The sequence below is a fragment of the Pseudomonas sp. ANT_H12B genome (genome assembly GCF_008369325.1).
GTDB lineage: Bacteria > Pseudomonadota > Gammaproteobacteria > Pseudomonadales > Pseudomonadaceae > Aquipseudomonas.
Genome location: NZ_VOBI01000005.1, coordinates 179,539 through 195,542, shown reverse-complemented (window position 1 = coordinate 195,542; position 16,004 = coordinate 179,539). Strand labels below are relative to the sequence as shown.

Genomic DNA, 16,004 nt, shown 5'->3' with positions numbered 1-16,004 from the left:
CTTCTACGCATTGAAGCGGGCGTTAAACCGCCACCAGGCGCACGCTGGCACCTTCGCCGACACCCAGGGCTTCGGCCGCTTCAAGATCCAGGGTCACGGGTTTGCCCGGCGCGTAATCGAGCTCGAGCAATACCGCGCGGTAATCCTGCAACTGGGCATTGGCCACCAGGTACTGACGACCGGCACCTTTGACCGGTTCACCGATTTTCACCGGGACCACGCGACTCTGGGCGATCGAACGAATCCCCGACACGCGGGCATGCAAGGTCGGGCCGCCGTCGAAAATATCGATGTAATGATCGGTCTCGAAGCCTTCACGCATCAGGATGTCGAAAGTGATCTGCGCACGAGGGTGCACCTGGCCCATCGCTTCTTGAGCGGTGTCCGGCAGCAGTGGCACGTAGATCGGGTAATGCGGCATCAATTCCGCCAAGAACGTACGGCTCTTCAGACCGCACAGACGCTCTGCTTCGGCGTAGTTGAGGTCGAAGAAGTTTCGACCGATGGCATCCCAGAACGGCGAATCACCCTTTTCGTCGCTGTAGCCAACGATCTCGGTCACCACGGAATCGGCAAAGCGCTCCGGATGGCTGGCAACGAACAGCAAGCGACCCCGGGAGTTGAGTTCCGACCAGGCCGAACCCACCAGTTCCGGCAGCACGTAGAAACTGGTCAGCAAACTGTTGCCGGTCAGGTCATGGCACTGCGAGAGCACGTGGATCTTGTTATGAATCTTCAGCTCGCGAGAGGCGTGCACGAAGGTTTCATTGCGGAAGCTGTAGAACGGCTCGGAGTACCCGGCCGACGCCACGATCGCCGAGCAACCCACCAGTTTTCCGGTGGCGGTGTCTTCGAGAACGAAGAAATAGCTCTCTTCACCGTTGAAGCTCACTTCGGCGGCGAACGAGGCTTCGCTTGCCGCGATCTTGTCGCTCAGGCGTTCAACGTCATCCGGCAAGGAAGTGACACCAATCGGGCTGTCCGCAGCCAGACGCTGTACCTCGCCCAGATCAGCCATTTGCGCGGGGCGCATCACCAGCATGGTGTCACTCCTTAATCTCAGAACTTACAGAAGAAAAAAACCCGGGCCATCCCTGAAACAACTCAGAGTCAACTGTGGGAGCTAGCCTGCTAGCGATATCGTCCTGTCAGGCAACAATGATGTTGGCTATCAGGCCCTCATCGCTAGCAGGCTAGCTCCCACACATTTGATCCAGCCCGAAACAAAAATCTGGATCGACGCCTGAAAATGTCAGGCGTCGAAAGGTCTATCAGGCTTGCGTCAGCTTCGCAGCAGCGCGTTCGAAACGGTCCAGGCCGGCATCGATATCGGCGTCTTCAACCACCAGGCTTGGCGCGAAACGAACCACGTCCGGACCGGCTTGCAGAATCATCAAGCCTTCTTTTTCAGCAGCGTTGAAGATGTCCTTGGCCTTGCCTTTCCAGGCATCGCTCAGCACGCAACCAATCAACAGGCCCATACCACGGACCTGGGTGAACAGGCCGTATTTCTCACCGATCTGCTCCAGGCGCGCCTTGAACTTGTCGTGCTTGGCGTTCACGCCAGCCAACACTTCAGGGGTGTTAACCACGTCGATCACGGCTTCCGCGACAGCGCACGCCAGCGGGTTGCCGCCGTAGGTGGTGCCGTGGGTGCCGACGACCAGATGTTTAGCCAGCGCTTCGGTGGTCAGCATCGCCGCAATCGGGAAACCGCCGCCCAGGCTCTTGGCGGTGGTCAGGATGTCCGGGATCACGCCGTACTGCTGATAGGCGAACAGCTTGCCCGTGCGGCCCATGCCGGTCTGCACTTCATCGAACACCAGCAACGCGTTGTGTGCGTCGCACAGATCACGGGCACCTTGCAGGTACTTGAGTTCGGCCGGGATAACGCCGCTCTCGCCCTGAATCGGCTCGAGTACCACGGCACAAGTCTTGTCGGAAATAGCCGCTTTCAGAGCGGCCAGATCGTTGAACGGCACGTGGGTGATACCGGTGATTTTCGGACCGAAACCGTCGGAGTACTTCGACTGGCCACCGACGTTCACGGTGAACAAGGTACGACCGTGGAAGCTGTTGAGCGCGGCGATGATTTCGTACTTCTCGCTGCCATAACGATCGAAACCGACGCGGCGGGCCAGCTTGAAGGCGGCTTCGTTGGCTTCGGCGCCGGAGTTGCAGAAGAAAGCGCGCTCGGCAAACGTGGCGTTGATCAGCTTATGGGCCAGGCGCAAGGCCGGCTCATTGGTAAACACGTTAGACACGTGCCACAGCTTGTTCGCCTGCTCGGTCAAGGCACCGACCAGCGCCGGGTGCGCATGGCCCAATACGTTAACGGCAATCCCGCCAGCGAAGTCGATCAGCTCGCGGCCAGACTGGTCCCAGACATGGGAACCGGCGCCACGCACAGGGATGAATGCGGCAGGCGCATAGTTGGGAACCATTACCTGGTCGAAATCGGCGCGTTCTACCGCAGCGTGCTCAACGGACATCGGAGTCTCCTGATGAGGAACACCCGCCGGAAACTGGCGAGCGATGGGGGGATTGTAAGGACAGTTTTCAGCCCGGCCTTGCCGCCAAGCGACAACTTCTTATAGCGCAAACCCCGGATTTTCCCGGGTTTACGGCAATGCGACATATAGGGTCGCAAAGGCGCAGTTTAAACTGCCGCAGGGGTTTGCGGCAGGCTTGGCGGGATCTTACTCAAGACGATTTCGCGGTGGCGGTAAATATGTACCGCACACCGGGTGCGATCGTGGGTTTTGCTGTGGGCTTATCAAACGTCAACGGCACGCCCATGAGCATCAACCCCAAACATTCAGACGCTTTACCCTCCCCCTTCCGGCAGGACGCTCACTATGAGCACCTGATAAGCGTCATCCCACCCTGGCTGGCCCAGGCATCAGCGCAAAAGCGCGACGCCCTGAAAAACGTCAACCCCCTCCTGCCTGATGGCCTCAAGGATGCCCCTCGCAGCCAGCACGTCGAACTGGGCAAACTGAACGCCGAGCACTGGAAGGCGCAAAACCGCGTCGATCAGACGCTGGCTCGCTTGCAGAACACCAATACCTTCGCCGAACCGCTGCTTCATGCCGCCATCAAGAAACGGTTTGGCCTGGAGCTGGACGTCAGCCAGGTCTTTTTGCGTCTTTATATCCCCGCACCCATTCCCTGGCTGCGACTGAAATCCGGAGCGGCACGCGTCTGGACGGTGTCGTTACTGGATGCGGCGCTGCACAATTTCGAAAGCAGCGAGACCGAGGATGACGCCTTCGAGCCCGCCTCGACCTACATCAGCGCCCCTGCGCCCACAGGGCAATTCAATGAACTGCCGCACATCCTGCAAAAAATGCCCATTGCGGCGTTCACCCGGCTGTGTCGGGAACTGGATATTGGCGAGCGCTACAAAACGTATCTCGAAGAAAATCTGGGTATCAGCAACCCGGTGGTCGCGGCGATCCTGCGACCCCGTGTCAACGATAGTCAGAAGACAACACTCACTGCTGCGTTGCACATGGCGCAGATGCAAAACCTGCTCGGCAGCGACGTCCATCGCCTGATTCGTGGAATGATCGACGGATTGCCGCACCTGCACCTGCGCGGCGAGCCGTGGGGTTGTTATGAACTGACCATCATGGATGCGCGCCTGACCGGCATCCTGTTGTTCGCCCCGGATCTTGAACACGCTCGCGAAGTGGTCAGGGTGGTGGCCTACATTCCGGACGATCCGCACCAACCGATCAAGCAATACCCTTCGTCTGCCGCATTTGCTGAGGCGTTGAGCCAGCGCCTGCGCGATCCGCAATATCAGCAGTTCTTCAGCCGCTTCATCGACCATGAGGATCGCGGGTACTTTTTCGCGCAATTGAACAATCGCCTGGCGCCTATTACCTGGCAACCGGTTCAGCGCGGCGACCCGCGCCCCGTCTGGCGGGAAAATCCGGACCAGCGCGCCAACCTGCAAATAGCCTCAACGCCGATCCATGGCGACCTGTGGGCACATCTCTACCAACGAAAACTCGACAAGATTTTCAACGATGCACGCGTCATCGCGGTGTCCACGGCAACGGTGGATCAGAAAGCCCGTTGGGCGCTGTGGGATTCATTCACGGAAATCGCCTCGGCTTTGCTGAACATTGCGGCTTTCATCGCCCTGCCGTTCGTGCCGTTCCTCGGCGAATTGATGCTGGCGTACATCGCGTACCAGTTGCTCGACGAAACCTTCGAAAGCATTGTCGACTGGGCCGAAGGTCAGTCGGTCGAAGCGTTCGAGCATTTAATGGGTGTGGTGGAATCCGCGGTGCAGTTGGGTACTTTCGCAGCCGGAGGCGCCATTGCCGCAGGGGAGTTTCGCGCCGTGCTGCCTCAGGAAATCGTGCAGTTCATTGATCGCTTCAACGCGGTAAAACGCCCGAACGGCGACACCCGCTACTGGAAGCCCGACCTGACCTCCTACGAGCATTCCGCCGAGCTGCCCGATGATTCGAAACCTGATGAGCTGGGGTTGCGCACTCACGAGGGCAAAAAGCTGTTGATGCTGGAAAACAAGCTCTACGCGCTCACCGAGACCCCATCGACCGGCGTGCACCGTATTGAACACCCGACTCGCCCGGATGCCTACAAACCCGTGCTGAAACATAATGGCGACGGTGCATGGCAAACCGAATTCGACCAGCCGCTGAACTGGGATCAGGCCACCCTGCTGCGCCGAATCGGTCCCCACATGGAGCGCTTTTCGGCAAGCGAGCGTGAACGCATGCTCACCATCAGCGGTTGCCACGAAAACGCTTTGCGCAAAATGCATGTGAACGCCGAGCAACTGCCGCCGCTGCTGGCCGACACACTCAAGCGCTTCAAGATCGAACAGGACATTCAAACGTTTATCGAACTGATCGGCAGCGACCGACCGGACGATTACCTGAAGGCCGACCTCGTTACACAACTCGAATTACTCAGCGAATACGGGTACCGACCTGAAAACAAAGGCATCCGACTGATCAACGAAAAAGCGCAAACCCTCTGGCAAAGTCCCACCCCCGATTTGCCTGTCATAGAAATCGATGCCTCACGACTGAACAGCGGCGACTTGCTTAAGACGTATCTCCTCGCGCTCGATGAAACTGAAACAAGAACACTGATGGGCGAAGATTTCGGCACGTCTTCCACCCGTGTCGAAAGCCGCGCACATACCCTGCGCCGCACATTGGCGGAGCTCGCCGAACGCAAGAAATTTGTGATCTTCGACAATCGCTACCGCCAACTCGAACGAGGCGCCGGCCCACTGGCACAAAGAATCATCGATACCGCACCCGGCCTGCCGAAGAGTCTTGCACAGGGCCTGATCGATACCGCTAGCGACCAGGAACTGCAACAACTCAAGCGCGGAACACTGTCCGAACGCCTCACGGAACTGACACAAGAAGCCCAACTGCAAGTACGGGTGACGCGCGCCTATGAAAGCCTTGAACTGGGGTCGGCCGGCAACAACCTCGACTCAGATCGAATGGCGCTGCATACGCTGGAGCAACTACCTGGCTGGTCGGGACAACTGCGCCTCGAAATCCGGGACTTCACTCATGATGGACGCTTGATCGACAGCGTCGGTAAAGCCGATGCGCCAAACCGCAAAGTCGTCGTGCGGACTGAAGAACGCCTGTATCAGGCTTTCGACGATGCCGGACAAGAACTGAGCGGTGCCAGTACGCTGTATCTCAGCCTGCTGCAGGCGTTACCGGACAGTGAGCGGATTGCACTGGACGTTCACATCGGCCAGGGAGAAAAGCTCAAACAGTTGATCCGCGAACATGCCATCAGCCGGGATGAACTGCGCGCGCTTCTGGCACAACACCCGATTCTCAAGCCCGCTTACGACCCCAGGTTCATGCGGCTATTGGGCGGATCGGATGGGTATCATCAGATGCCGAACAACACACCCACCTTGCAACACCACACGCAATCACTGTTCCCCCATCTGGCACCAGAAGAGGTCCAGACGTTTGTCGAGCGGTTGCAACAGCATCCGGACGGACCGCGGGCGGAGCTGCACCGACTGTTCACTCAGCATGCGCAATTGTTTGATGAGCTGAATACCTGGTTCGTTGAAATGCCGCTGGTTGTTCCGGACACGCAAATCAGGCTGAGCGTGGAGCAATTCGCCACTCAACGGCAAGCACGCAGAGAAATGATGGGCCAGCTACTGGACTGCTGGCGCCGCCAGGCCACTTACGACAGTGCCAACGATGGGCCAGTCATCTTCTACTTCTCCCAGCCGATTTTGGGGGAACTACCAAGGCTGAATGTCGATTTCCCCCAAGTGCACGACTTGATGCTTGAAGGCCATCGCGCCACAAGCGGTGTGAATCAATTCCTGAATGGCTTCTCCGGGCTTAATCGTTTGGTGCTGCGCAATTTCAACCTGGGCCAGTTGCCGGATGCCGTGACCCAATGGCCACAGCTCAACGAGCTGATTCTCAGCGACTGCGCAGTAACGCTCACAGCGCACAGCCAGGCCTTCCTTTCGGGGATGAGCAACCTGAACGTACTCGACCTGTATAAAAACCCGCTGGGGATGGCCCCTTCACTGGAGAACATGCCGGACCTGAATTACATCGACCCTTCCGACACCGGCCTGACCGACCTTCCACCAGGATTGCTGTCGCGGCCACGCTTGCGTACCGCTCTGTTCAATGACAACCAGATCGAAGAACTGCCTGCTGCGCTATTTAGCCTGCCTACCAGCATGCAAGATGGCTTCGACCTGGGTGGCAACCCGATTTCCGCCACTGGCCGCGAACGGGTAAAAGTACATTTCCAACAGACTCGTCATGACTTCGGCATCTTTGCCAGGCAGGCCGATATCCATCGCCTGCAAGCGCTTTACCCGCTACTGGATCAAGAAAATGCCAGCGAATTCATCTATCGCCTGCCCGGCACGCTCGCCGAGGGCCGAATCGAACTATCACGCCTGGAAACCGAATACGACACCTTGCGCAACGATCTTGCCTTCTGGACCGCCGACATTCCCGCACTTCACCCAGTCAGCGGCGAGCCCTTTACTGACCAGCAACTGCTGATTGAACACGCCACCCGCGATCACTTCAAACAGCTCGTTGAGCGCTGCTGGCGTAGGGAAACCGAACTGGATGATTTCAGTCAAGAGCTTCAACCCAGCTATGAATTGACTCTGACCACCATCATTACCGGCGACCTTCCGGCGCTGAGTGCGGACTTCAGCCACGTCTCCCAGCTGTACCTGCACAGCGATGCGGGACTGACCTCTGGCGCCGGGCGCTTTCTTGAAAGCTTTCCAAACCTGAAGAGTCTGACCGTCCGCGAATACTCGTTGCGTGAAATACCCGAAGCCATTTTCAGAATGGGCAAACTGACAGTGCTGGCACTGAGCGAATGCGACATAACCCTGACCGCACAATCGGTGCTGCAGTTGGCGCAAATGGAACGACTTAACTATCTGGACTTGAGCAACAACCCGCTCACCCTTGCGCCCGATGTCAGCCAAATGCCTGAGATGGCAAACCTGTTGCTGAGCGAAACCGGCATCAGCGAACTACCCGCTGGCCTGCTGCAAGTGAAGTCACTGGAAGTGGCGGATTTGAGCGGCAACGCCATCACCCATATCCCCCGGGACATCCTCGAACTGCCGCTGGAAATCGCCGAAAGCATCAATCTGAGGGGCAATCCGTTGAACGAGGAAAGCGTGCAGACACTGATCGCTTACTTCAAACAATCCGGCAGCGACTTCGGAGTCGAAGCTGTAATCGAACAGGCGGAAATGGAGGTGTCGACGTCGGAAGATTCCGAACCTGACGAGTGATCGACTTACCCGCGCTCCGACGGCACCGATGACAACTCGAACGGGCTGCTGCTGCGCCGCTGATTACGATCTTCCCGCGGCGTGGCGCCGAAGAAGTTGCGATAGGCGCTGGAGAAATGCGGCCCCGAAGAGAAGCCACACGACAAACCGATCTGGATGATCGACTTGCTGGTTTGCATCAACATCTGCCGGGCCTTGTTCAGGCGCAGTTCCAGGTAGTACTGGCTCGGCACACGGTTGAGGTATTGCTTGAAAATCCGTTCCAACTGCCGACGGGACACGCACACGTGCTGGGCGATTTCGTCGGTGGTCAGGGGTTCTTCGATGTTGGCTTCCATCAGCAACACCGCTTGGGTGAGCTTCGGATGGCTGGAACCGAGGCGGTTTTGCAGCGGGATGCGTTGGCGTTCGCCGCCTTCGCGGATGCGCTCCACCACCAGCTCTTCCGACACTGCACCGGCCAGTTCGGCGCCGTGGTCACGGGCCAGAACGGCCAACAACAAGTCGAGTACCGACAGGCCGCCACACGCGGTCAGGCGATCGCGATCCCAATCGAACAAATGACTGGTGGCGATGACTTTCGGAAAGCGTTCAGCGAAATCGTCCTGCCAGCGCCAGTGCACGGCGGCACGGTAGCCGTCGAGCAAACCCAGTTGCGCCAACGGATAAACACCGGCGGACAAACCGCCGATCACGCAACCGGCACGCACCAATTGTTTCAGCGAACTACTGAGTGCCGGGGCCAGGGTAGTCGGCGGTTCATCGGCGAGCAGGAACAGTTTCTGGAAGTTTTCGAGCTTGCCGGCCCACGGCTCACCCGGTAATTGCCAGGCACCTTCGGCCTGCGGCTCAGCCTGCAAAAACGACAGTTCGTAGACAACGTCCGGATGCACACGCTGGGCAACACGCAAGGCCTCCTCAGCCAGCGCAAGCGTCAGTGCTTTAGTGCTGGGCCAAATCAGGAAACCAATTCGATGGGCAGTCATGGCGGGCAATCCGAAACGAAGAACGGTGATGAAGGCATGGGCCAATGCTAGCCCGTAAATGAACGCAAATCTCGAAACCAACAGAGATCAAATGTGCGAGCTGGCTTGCCTGCGATGGCGGTATGTCTGTGCCAGAGATGCAAACTGGCTCACCGTCATCGCAGGCAAGCCAGCTCCCACAGGGGATCGGGGCCAGCTTCTAAATCGCGAAGCATGCACTATCCCGGTGCACAACGGCAGTCCTGATTACTTCAAGCTGCCAGACAGGAATTGCTGCAACCGTTCGGACTGTGGATTGACCAGCACCTCACGCGGGTTGCCGCTTTCTTCGACGACCCCTTTGTGCAGGAACACCAGCTGGTTCGACACTTCACGGGCGAAGCCCATTTCGTGGGTCACCACCACCATGGTCCGGCCTTCCAGCGCCAGCGCCTGCATCACTTTCAACACGTCGCCGACCAGTTCCGGGTCAAGTGCCGAGGTCGGTTCGTCGAACAGCATCACCTCAGGTTCCATCGCCAGCGCACGGGCAATCGCCACGCGCTGTTGTTCGCCGCCGGACATGTGACCTGGATAAGCATCTTTACGATGAGCCACGCCGACCTTGTTCAGGTAGTGCTCGGCTTTCTCGCGGGCTTCGGCCTTGGACATGCCGAGCACGTGGACCGGCGCTTCCATGATGTTTTCCAGCGCGGTCATGTGCGACCACAGATTGAAATGCTGGAACACCATCGACAGGCGCGAACGCATGCGTTGCAGCTGTTTCGGGTCGGCCGCTTTCAGCGCGCCGTCCTTGTTGGCCACCAGTTTCAGCTCTTCGTTATTGAGCAGAATCTTGCCCGCGTGCGGCTGCTCGAGCAGGTTGATGCAGCGCAGGAAAGTACTTTTGCCGGAGCCACTGGAGCCGATGATGCTGATCACATCGCCAGCCGCCGCTTTCAGGGACACACCCTTGAGCACTTCGTGACTGCCATAGCGTTTATGCAGGTCTTGGACTTCAAGTTTGTACATGCGGTCGGTTCTCACAAAAACAGTCAGTCAGTCGTTGAGCAAGCGCCCGTGACGCAGCGCTTCGCGCCCCGCCACCTTGGCCAGCCAGAAACCGGGTTGGGCATAACGCAGCCGTTCAATGGCAAACAGCACCCCGGACGTACCAGCACACACCGTGCTGACCCGATCCGATAACGGATCGATCACTTCGAAAATCTCGTCGCCGGCTTCGATCCACTCACCGGGTTTACGCAAAAAGCTCACCACACCGGGATGCGGCGCGAACAGTAATTCGGTGCCTTCGAACGGCATGCCTTCGCAGGCTTCTTGCGCAGGTTTGGGCCATTCGCCACTGATCAAACCCTGCTCGGCGAGGAACGCCAGAATGCCTTCGGCGTGGAATTCGGCTTGCGGGCGACCGGTGTCGGCCTGCCCCCCTAATTCAATGGTAGTCGCCAGGCAGGCCAGTGGAATCTGCGCATCCGGGAACAGACGCGACAAACGCAGCCACGGCAACGAACAGGCTTCGTCAAAGGAACTGCCACCGGAATCTTCCGCCAGCAGGCCCACCTTGACGTTGAGGTGCGCGGCGAGCGAACGCCATTGCGGCCAGTGTTGCGGCAAGGCGTACATGTGCAGCGCCGCTTCGGCATCGCAATGCAGATCCAGCACCACGTCGGCGGTGCAGGCATGGCTGAGCAAAATCCGCTGCATGCCCTGCAACTGACTGGCCGCGGGAGGTAATGCGGCCAGAACATCGCTCATGGTCTGACGGATCAGCTGAATATTGGCGTGCGGATCATCACCCAGGTGCCCGTCCAGCTCGGCGGCCACTGGCGCGCTCAGCTCGACGAAATCCCGGTTGAAGTTCTTGCCGCTACCGGCGTCGAAACGACCCTGGTGGTTGCCCTGAAGCAGTTGACCGAGGCCCAGTGGGTTGGCCACCGGCACCAGTTCGATCACACCGTTGAGCAAGCCTTGGGCTTCGAGTTCGGTGAGGCGCTTTTTCAGCTCCCAAGCGGTACGCATCCCCGGCAGTTCATCGGCGTGCAGGCTGGCCTGAATGTAAGCCTTGCGCTCGCCACTACCGAAGCGGAACACCGAAATCTGGCGTTCGCTACCCAAGTGGCTCCACGGCAATGCATGATCGATGCGTTCCATATCAGTGCTTCCGCGGGGCCAGATAGCCCAGCCAGCGGCGCTCTGCCAGTTTGAACAGTTTCACCAGAATGAACGTCAGGCACAGGTAGAACACGCCGGCGGTGATGTACGCCTCGAACGGCAAGTAGAACTGGGCGTTGACCGTGCGCGCGGCACCGGTGATGTCGATCAGGGTCACGATGGACGCCAGACTGGTGGTCTGCAGCATCATGATCACTTCGTTGCTGTACTGCGGCAGCGCCCGGCGCAGGGCCGATGGCAGCAGGATGCGTTTGTACAGTTTGAAGCGTGACATGCCCATGGCCTTGGCCGCTTCGATCTCGCCGTTTGGCGTAGCGCGCAGGCTGCCGGCGATGATTTCGGCGGTGTAGGCGCTGGTGTTGATCGCAAAGGCCAGGCACGCACAGAACGTTGCGCTGGACAGCCACGGCCACAGGAAACTTTCACGGACCGCTTGGAATTGCGCCAACCCGTAGTAGATCAAAAACAGCTGCACCAACATCGGCGTGCCGCGGATCACGTAGGTGTAGAGCCAGGCGCTCATGTTGACGACGGGGTTTTTCGAGACGCGCATCAAGCCCAGCGGCAAGGCGCACAGCAGGCCGAAAAACAGCGACAGCGCGAGCAATTTGAGGGTGGTCACCAGGCCGCCGAAGTACAGCGGCAAGGCCTCCCAAATGACGTTGTAGTCGAAGATCATAGATCAGCCGCCCTTACGCCTACCGAGTAGCGCTTCTCAAGGTGACGCAATGCCAGCAACGAGACGCTGGTGATCACCAGGTACATCGCCGCCACTGCGAGGAAGAAGGTGAAAGGCTCGCGGGTGGCATCTGCCGCCTGCTTGGCCTTGAACATCATGTCTTGCAGCCCCACCACCGAAATCAACGCGGTGGCCTTGGTCAGTACCAGCCAGTTGTTGGTGAAGCCCGGAATCGCCAGGCGAATCATCTGCGGCACCAACACCCGGAAGAACACCTGAAAACTGCTCATGCCGTACGCCATGCCGGCTTCAGCCTGACCCTTGGGGATCGCCATGAACGCGCCGCGGAAGGTTTCCGACAGGTACGCACCGAAGATGAAACCCAGGGTGCCGATACCGGCAGCCAACGGATTCAGGTCGATGTAGTCGTCAAAACCGAGCATCGGTGCGACGCGGTTGAGCAGGTCCTGACCACCGTAGAAAATAAGCAGGATCAGCACCAGATCGGGAATACCGCGAATCACCGTGGAATACAGATCGCCCAGCCAAGCCAGCCAGCGAACCGGCGACAGACGCAATGCAACGCCAATCAGACCCAGAACAATGGCCAAGACCATGGACGACAAGGCGAGCTGAAGCGTCAGCCATGCGCCATCGAGGATGACAGCCCCGTAGCCTTTCAACATGATTCAGGTCCTCGAAAGTTGGGATGAAAAAATGGCGCAAACCTCAGAGATCCTGTTGCTTGCGCCATTTCGGACTTGTTGCCGGAACGTGTTACTTGCCGTAGATATCGAAGGCGAAGTACTTGTCCTGGATTTGCTTGTACTTGCCGTTCTCGCGAATGGCGGCGATCGCGGTGTTGATCTTGTCTTTCAGCGCGTCGCCCTTGCGAACCGCGATGCCTACGCCGTCGCCGAAGTATTTAACGTCGGTGAAGGCCGGGCCAACGAAAGCAAAACCTTTGCCGGCGTCGGTTTTCAGGAAACCGTCATCCAGCAGCGTAGCGTCTGCCACGGTGCCGTCGAGGCGACCCGCTGCTACGTCGAGGTAGATTTCGTTCTGCGAACCGTAAGGCTTGATCTCGGCACCCAGCGGGGCCAAGACTTCGCGGGCGAAACGCTCGTGGATCGAACCACGTTGCACGCCGATGTTTTTGCCTTTGAGCTCAGCCAGGCTGTCGCTGACTGGAGTGCCAGCCTTCATGGCCAGGCGAGCCGGAGTGTTGTAGTACTTGTTGGTGAAGTCCACGGACTTCTTGCGGTCTTCAGTGATCGACATGGACGACAGGATCGCGTCGATCTTGCGCACTTTGAGTGCCGGGATCAGACCGTCGAACTCTTGCTCGACCCAAGTGCACTTGACCTTCATCTCTTCGCACAGAGCGTTGCCGATGTCGTAGTCGAAACCAACGATGCTGCCATCCGGCGCTTTGGAAGCAAACGGAGGGTAAGCCGCTTCAATACCAATTTTCAGAGGCTTTTCATCGGCAAAAGTCGGCAGGGACAGCACGGACAGTGCCAGGGCGCCAAGCAGCACGAGTTTCTTCATCTTGGGACTCCATCGGTAAAGGGCTAAAACGGCAGAGTGAGCGAGAGCCCAATATGCGAATGAGTGGAACCGCAAAGCGGTGCTGCGTTGTAGGAACCGCGCGCTTTTTTCAACGCGAGCAACAACGAGCGAGTGATCGGCATTCTAACGACAGGCCCGAAGCCGATATTTCTTCAATGCGACAACAAATTACAGATGCACAGAGAAAGTCGATTGGGCACATTGACAACCTTGCAAATTCATGCAGGAGCAAAAGACAGTGAACCGATCTATGCTGCAAATTGCGGGCCTATTATTGGCAAACCCTTCTGATCCGGCAAGCGCAGCGTTGTGTCTAATTTTTCAAGCGGGCGATAGAGGCCGAATGACGGGGCTTTGCGTTTCCCAATGCCCCGTATGGGAGCGAGCGGTTACACATTCAGTTACTTGAAGGGTGGCGGGTAACAGTGGGAAGGGGCTTACAGAAGAAGCCGATAATTATTGGCTGACACGTTGATCGTACCCACGCTTTGCGTGGGTACGATCAGTAACGATCAGTACGAAAAAGCCCCGCCAGGCGCAATGCCGGGCGGGGCTTCCGTGACTCAAGAACCGCTTACGCGACGTTCATGATCTTGTGTTCATCAATCAAATGCTGCACCACACCCGGATCGGCCAAGGTGGAGATATCCCCCAGCCCATCGTATTCGGCGGTAGCAATCTTGCGCAGGATGCGGCGCATGATTTTGCCCGAGCGGGTTTTCGGCAGGCCCGGCGCCCACTGGATGACGTCCGGCGAAGCAATCGGACCGATCTCTTTACGCACCCAGTTTTTCAGCTCCAGGCGCAATTGCTCGGTCGGCTCTTCGCCACCGATCAAGGTGACGTAGACATAAATGCCCTGCCCCTTGATGTCGTGCGGCACACCAACCACCGCTGCTTCGGCGACTTTCGGGTGAGCGACCATCGCGCTTTCGATCTCGGCGGTGCCCATACGGTGGCCGGACACGTTGAGCACGTCATCCACACGACCAGTGATCCAGTAGTAGCCGTCTTCATCACGACGCGCACCGTCACCGGTGAAGTACATGCCACGGAACGTCTTGAAGTAAGTGTCGACGAAGCGGTCATGGTCGCGATACAGCGTGCGCGCCTGGCCCGGCCACGAATCGAGAATCACCAGGTTGCCCTCGGCCACGCCTTCGATGATGTTGCCCAGATTGTCCACCAACGCCGGCACCACACCGAAGAACGGACGCGCCGCAGAGCCTGGCTTGAGCGCGTGAGCACCCGGCAGCGGGCTCATCATGTTGCCGCCGGTTTCGGTCTGCCACCAGGTATCGACGATCGGGCAACGGGACTTGCCCACATTCTTGTAATACCAGTCCCACGCTTCGGGGTTGATCGGCTCTCCCACAGAACCGAGCAGGCGCAAACTGCCGCCATCGGCACCCTCAACCGCGGCTTGGCCCGACGCCATCATTGCGCGGATCGCGGTTGGCGCGGTGTAGAGGATGTTGACTTTGTGCTTGTCGATGATCTTCGCCACCCGGGTGATATCCGGATAGTTCGGCACACCTTCGAACAGCAACGTGGTCGCGCCGTTAGCCAATGGACCGTAAACGATATAGCTGTGACCGGTGACCCAGCCGACATCGGCGGTGCACCAGTAGACTTCGCCCGGACGGTAGTCGAACACGCGCTCGTGGGTCATCGCCGCATACAGCAAGTAACCACCGGTGGTGTGCTGCACGCCCTTCGGCTTACCGGTCGAGCCGGAGGTATAAAGGATGAACAGCGCTTCTTCAGCGCCCATCTCTTTCGGCGCGCAGACACTGCCTGCCACCTTCATCAGGTCTTCGTACCAGATGTCGCGATGCTGGTTCCACTTGATGTCGCCACCGGTGCGCTTGCACACGATGACTTTCTGGATGCTGCTGGTTTCCGGGTTGGTCAGCGCATCGTCGACGTTGGACTTGAGCGGGATCTTCTTGCCGGCACGAACGCCTTCGTCGGCCGTGATCACCACTTTGGATTTGCAGTCGATGATCCGGCCAGCCAGGGCTTCCGGCGAGAAACCACCGAACACCACCGAGTGAATCGCGCCGATCCGGGTACAAGCCAGCATGGCGACCACGGCTTCGGGGATCATCGGCATATAGATAGTCACCACGTCGCCGCGGTGCACATCCTGGCCGCGCAGGGCGTTGGCGAATTTGCAGACTTCTTCGTGCAGTTCGCGATAGGTGATGTTGCGACTTTCGGCAGGGTCATCCCCTTCCCAAATGATCGCGATTTGATCGCCGCGCTCGGCCAGATGACGGTCGAGGCAGTTGTAGGAAACGTTCAGGGTGCCATCGGCGAACCATTTGATGTCGACATGGTGATCATCGAAGGAAGTCTGTTTCACCGTGGTGAAAGGCTTGATCCAGTCGAGTCGCTTGGCTTGCTCGCGCCAGAAGCCGTCCGGGTTGACGACGGACTGCTGGTACATGGCTTTGTAGGTCGCCTCGTCAGTCAACGTGTTGGCCGCAACCTCGGGACGAACGGGATACAGAGAAGCCGCACTCATCTTTCTTACCTCGGTGGAATAGTTGTTTTTGTATGACCCAGTTGTAGCCGGGCCGGGCCTATAGAACCATTCGACGATGGTAGTAACAAGCCCCTACAAAATGTGGCTATACCTCGACAAAAGGCTCAAACACGGTGATTTCAGGGGCTTGAGGGGGGTTATGAAATTGGCTTCATCAGCGAACCAAAGGTCGCTTTCAGGGGATTGTTACAGGATCTGTCAATAGTGTTTATC

The 16,004-nt window shown here is 58.3% G+C and carries 10 protein-coding genes; 1 reads left to right on the top strand and 9 read right to left on the bottom strand.

The window, feature by feature from the left end; translation table 11 throughout:
- Positions 1-22 precede the first annotated feature (22 nt).
- Together aruF and FQ185_RS10475 are read right to left on the bottom strand one after the other, a co-directional pair.
- On the bottom strand, positions 23-1,042 hold the full coding sequence (gene aruF, locus FQ185_RS10480) for an arginine/ornithine succinyltransferase subunit alpha (protein ID WP_149417371.1): 1,020 nt from the start codon (positions 1,040-1,042) through the stop codon (positions 23-25).
- A 229-nt stretch (positions 1,043-1,271) separates the two neighbouring features.
- Entirely contained in the window at positions 1,272-2,492 is a 1,221-nt protein-coding gene (locus FQ185_RS10475) for an aspartate aminotransferase family protein (RefSeq protein WP_149417370.1), read from the bottom strand.
- A gap of 239 nt (positions 2,493-2,731) precedes the next feature.
- Here FQ185_RS10475 and FQ185_RS10470 point away from each other — a divergent pair, with 239 nt between their 5' ends.
- A complete protein-coding gene (locus FQ185_RS10470) occupies positions 2,732-7,831 on the top strand; it encodes a dermonecrotic toxin domain-containing protein (RefSeq protein WP_149417369.1) in 5,100 nt (1,699 codons plus the stop codon).
- A 5-nt stretch (positions 7,832-7,836) separates the two neighbouring features.
- On the opposite strand, the gene FQ185_RS10465 is transcribed toward FQ185_RS10470, so the two are convergent.
- The 7 genes from FQ185_RS10465 to acs all read right to left on the bottom strand — a co-directional run bounded on the left by FQ185_RS10465 (position 7,837) and on the right by acs (position 15,770).
- Positions 7,837-8,817 carry a GlxA family transcriptional regulator gene (locus FQ185_RS10465; RefSeq protein ID WP_149417368.1) on the bottom strand — a complete coding sequence of 327 codons (981 nt, stop codon included), beginning with the start codon at positions 8,815-8,817 and terminating at the stop codon, positions 7,837-7,839.
- A gap of 246 nt (positions 8,818-9,063) precedes the next feature.
- Positions 9,064-9,828, bottom strand: coding sequence for an ABC transporter ATP-binding protein (locus tag FQ185_RS10460; RefSeq protein ID WP_008154324.1), 765 nt, complete (start codon positions 9,826-9,828; stop codon positions 9,064-9,066).
- Positions 9,829-9,855: 27 nt separating this feature from the next.
- The gene (locus tag FQ185_RS10455; protein WP_149417367.1) at positions 9,856-10,968 is read right to left on the bottom strand and encodes a M14 family metallopeptidase; all 1,113 of its coding nucleotides are present in this window, start codon (positions 10,966-10,968) and stop codon (positions 9,856-9,858) included.
- A gap of 1 nt (position 10,969) precedes the next feature.
- Positions 10,970-11,668, bottom strand: a complete 699-nt coding sequence (locus FQ185_RS10450; protein WP_149417366.1) for an ABC transporter permease — start codon at positions 11,666-11,668, stop codon at positions 10,970-10,972.
- The gene (locus FQ185_RS10445; protein WP_149417365.1) at positions 11,665-12,354 is read right to left on the bottom strand and encodes an ABC transporter permease; all 690 of its coding nucleotides are present in this window, start codon (positions 12,352-12,354) and stop codon (positions 11,665-11,667) included. Before FQ185_RS10445 ends, FQ185_RS10450 begins: the two co-directional genes overlap by 4 nt.
- Before the next feature lie 91 nt (positions 12,355-12,445).
- Positions 12,446-13,219: an ABC transporter substrate-binding protein gene (locus FQ185_RS10440; RefSeq protein ID WP_149417364.1), complete on the bottom strand. Its 774-nt coding sequence runs from the start codon at positions 13,217-13,219 to the stop codon at positions 12,446-12,448.
- Between the two features lie 595 nt (positions 13,220-13,814).
- Positions 13,815-15,770: an acetate--CoA ligase gene (gene acs / locus FQ185_RS10435; protein WP_149417363.1), complete on the bottom strand. Its 1,956-nt coding sequence runs from the start codon at positions 15,768-15,770 to the stop codon at positions 13,815-13,817.
- Between the last annotated feature and the right edge of the window lie 234 nt (positions 15,771-16,004).

Coding starts and splice junctions, on each gene's coding strand:
- FQ185_RS10475 (WP_149417370.1), bottom strand. CDS start 2,492: ATGTCCGTTGAGCACGCTGCGGTAGAACGCGCCGATTTCGACCAGGTA.
- acs (WP_149417363.1), bottom strand. CDS start 15,770: ATGAGTGCGGCTTCTCTGTATCCCGTTCGTCCCGAGGTTGCGGCCAAC.
- aruF (WP_149417371.1), bottom strand. CDS start 1,042: ATGCTGGTGATGCGCCCCGCGCAAATGGCTGATCTGGGCGAGGTACAG.
- FQ185_RS10465 (WP_149417368.1), bottom strand. CDS start 8,817: ATGACTGCCCATCGAATTGGTTTCCTGATTTGGCCCAGCACTAAAGCA.
- FQ185_RS10450 (WP_149417366.1), bottom strand. CDS start 11,668: ATGATCTTCGACTACAACGTCATTTGGGAGGCCTTGCCGCTGTACTTC.
- FQ185_RS10470 (WP_149417369.1), top strand. CDS start 2,732: ATGTACCGCACACCGGGTGCGATCGTGGGTTTTGCTGTGGGCTTATCA.
- FQ185_RS10440 (WP_149417364.1), bottom strand. CDS start 13,219: ATGAAGAAACTCGTGCTGCTTGGCGCCCTGGCACTGTCCGTGCTGTCC.
- FQ185_RS10455 (WP_149417367.1), bottom strand. CDS start 10,968: ATGGAACGCATCGATCATGCATTGCCGTGGAGCCACTTGGGTAGCGAA.
- FQ185_RS10460 (WP_008154324.1), bottom strand. CDS start 9,828: ATGTACAAACTTGAAGTCCAAGACCTGCATAAACGCTATGGCAGTCAC.
- FQ185_RS10445 (WP_149417365.1), bottom strand. CDS start 12,354: ATGTTGAAAGGCTACGGGGCTGTCATCCTCGATGGCGCATGGCTGACG.